The organism is Actinoplanes sp. NPDC051633 (genome assembly GCF_040681735.1).
Taxonomy (GTDB): domain Bacteria; phylum Actinomycetota; class Actinomycetes; order Mycobacteriales; family Micromonosporaceae; genus Actinoplanes.
In genome coordinates this window covers 1-2504 of sequence record NZ_JBFAZH010001127.1, presented here as the reverse complement: position 1 = coordinate 2504, position 2504 = coordinate 1, and the positions used below count along the sequence as shown (strand labels likewise).

Genomic DNA, 2504 nt, shown 5'->3' with positions numbered 1-2504 from the left:
TGCACCGTCATCTCTGCCGGAATACGCCCGAGCCGGAAAGGCAATCGGCAGCGGGTGGACTTGTCGAAGCGAACTGCCTCGGCCATCTGCAGGACCTTCGCACGCGTCACCCCTGATGCGATTGCACGTGCCCAGACACCGGTGGTTGGTTGCCAGGTCAGCTGAAAGGATCTCTGAGGGCCGTTGCCGGCCGGCGTCACCAAGGCGCCCTTTCTACCGCCGACCTCGACCGCTTTACTCTTCGTTCGACCGGCCAACGCCTTCAGGCTGCTGCTGTCCTTCGCGATCTCGATCTCGAACGACATCGCCCCGGGGCCTCGTACCCGGGCTCTTTCCCTGCCCGGCATCGACGACCAGCCCGCGTAAGTGGCCTGGCTGGTCAGATCGTTGATCGAGAAGTGCAGTACCCACGGGTCGGTGCCGACCGCTTCCGGCCGCTCGACCGCCCCGGGAACTCCTGCCGCCGGATCCATTCGCAAATCCTGCTGCCGCATCGCGGCCGACGACTCCGCGCTCGGGGTTGGCATCCGGCGGTCCGACACCACGGTTACGCCGATCGGCATGGCGACGGCGGCCACAACGAGACCGGCGGCAGCGGCCGTGGCCCGCCGGCGCCGCCAACGCCTGCCCCGCGTCTCCGCCGAGCTCAACAGCGACGAGACGTCGATCGCATCACTGCCGGCCTGCCGTTGCAGGCTGCCTCTCAACGCGTCTTCCAAATCGGTGTGCATCACGGATTCTCCTTCGTCGTCAAGAGCAGGGCCGGCAATACGGCTCGCAACTTCTCGAGCGCGCGCATCGCTTGCTTGCGGACGGTGCCCGTCGAACAGCCCAACAGGCCGGCGATGGTGGCGTCGTCGTAGTCCTCGTAGTAACGCAGGACGATCACCGTCCGCTGCTGTGCCGGCAGTGTGCGAACCACCCGCCAGATCGCGTCTCGTTCCACCAAGTCGAGCGTCGCGTCGACGACGTTCTCGTAGTCGCCGAGGTCAGCAGCGGTTACCTCACGATTCATGCGCCGCCGCCGCCAGGAGTGATGGGCGTTGAGGAGCATCCGCCGCACATACAGATCGGGATGGTCCGCAGCGGTGATCCTTCGCCAGTGCACGAAGGCTTTGGCCAGTACGTCTTGCACCAGGTCCTCTGCCCGGTGGTTGTCGGCGGTGAGCAAGCGCGCGAAGCGCATGAGCGCCGGGCCACGCACCAGCACGTACTCCTCGAACGTCATGCCTTTAAAGACGCCGCCCAACCCGTGTGCCGTAGACAACTAGTGAAACAATCAGTCCCAGCGCCGGCCGTATCCCCGTCATGCTCGCGACAAAGTTGGACCTGCCTCGAAGATCAAGGTGTGCGAGGGCCGCTCGCATCAAACGCCGGAGTCAAGCGTTGGCCGCTGAATCGGCTTCGAGCCATGAGCGCAGGCCTGGGTCGATCTGAGCGGCTGCTGTCTCGTAGAGGGCCAGGTCTTCCTCGGTGAGGACATGGCGCCAACGTCCGTTGGTGCCCTTGTAGAAAAAGCGACGGGCGCCGCCCTCGAAGAAGAGCGGCCTGACGGACTCCTCGTTGCGGATCGCGTCCTGCTTCATGGCGTCGAACCGGGCGGCCGCCACGAGCTCGGGCCAAGCATCCTCGGCCACCTCGATGTGGGTGAAGGCGGCGACGCGGCGTATCTGCGCCTCGAGGTCGGCAAGCAGATCGGTGTAGTGGACCATCAGCACGTTGGGCAGGTCCCGATGCGGCCAGAAGGTCGCGGCGTGGTGAAGGTGAGACCAGAACGGCCAGCCGTCCGCCTCCCAATCGAACAGGCTGCGGGTCATCCAATCGGCCCACAGCTCTCGTTCAGTGGCCGGGCACCGGGGCATCGGGCCGGCCGCGCCACCCGCGGCGTCCAGCAGCGAGTAGGTGAACTCGGTGTAGGCGCTGTAGTGGTTGAAGGCCGACATGAACACGTCCCGCGTGTCGCGGCCAACGTACACGTAACGGACCGCCGGGTCGTACGGCAGAGCGTCGAATGGCAAGTGGCTCTTCAGGAATCGCTGGTGCTGCTGGGCCTCGATGCTCGCCACGAGGCCATCCACGTCGCCCAGGAAGGCCGCGTCGATCCATGGAGACAACGCGACCAGCGGTGCCGGCAAGGGGCCCGTGCCGAAGACCAGCAGGCTCATGATGCGTTGCATCCAGGTGGTACCCGCCTTCATCGAGGTCGAGACGACGACGTCGCCCGGCCGCAGGGTGACATGATCCCACCGCTGGCTGTCGAGGTGATGGCTGCGGTAGGTGCGGGTACGACGCGGCGTGTCCATGTACCCCTTCCTATGTCGACCCCGGCAACGCGGCCATCCGCCGTACGGCCGTTATGCAGCCGTCTCGGTGAGGCCGCGGGCGGTGCCTCGTTCGACGGCGTCGAGCCACTGTTCGAAGGTGGGGCCGGCGAGCGTGGCGTGCGGGCTGGGCAGCAGGGAGCCGTTCTCGTACAGTTCGGCGTCCGGGTCGTTCGGGTCGCT

The 2504-nt window shown here is 66.3% G+C and carries 3 protein-coding genes; all 3 read right to left on the bottom strand.

Going from position 1 to position 2504, the window contains the following annotated elements; genetic code table 11:
• Positions 1-734 (bottom strand): hypothetical protein (locus AB0M20_RS37920; RefSeq protein WP_364305678.1); only part of this gene is annotated, 734 nt, incomplete at its 3' end.
• On the bottom strand, positions 731-1228 hold the full coding sequence (locus AB0M20_RS37915) for a SigE family RNA polymerase sigma factor (protein WP_364305675.1): 498 nt from the start codon (positions 1226-1228) through the stop codon (positions 731-733). The genes AB0M20_RS37915 and AB0M20_RS37920, both read right to left, overlap by 4 nt.
• Before the next feature lie 151 nt (positions 1229-1379).
• Positions 1380-2303 (bottom strand): sulfotransferase domain-containing protein, encoded by a 924-nt coding sequence (locus AB0M20_RS37910; protein ID WP_364305673.1) that lies wholly within the window; start codon positions 2301-2303, stop codon positions 1380-1382.
• Positions 2304-2504: the final 201 nt, after the last annotated feature.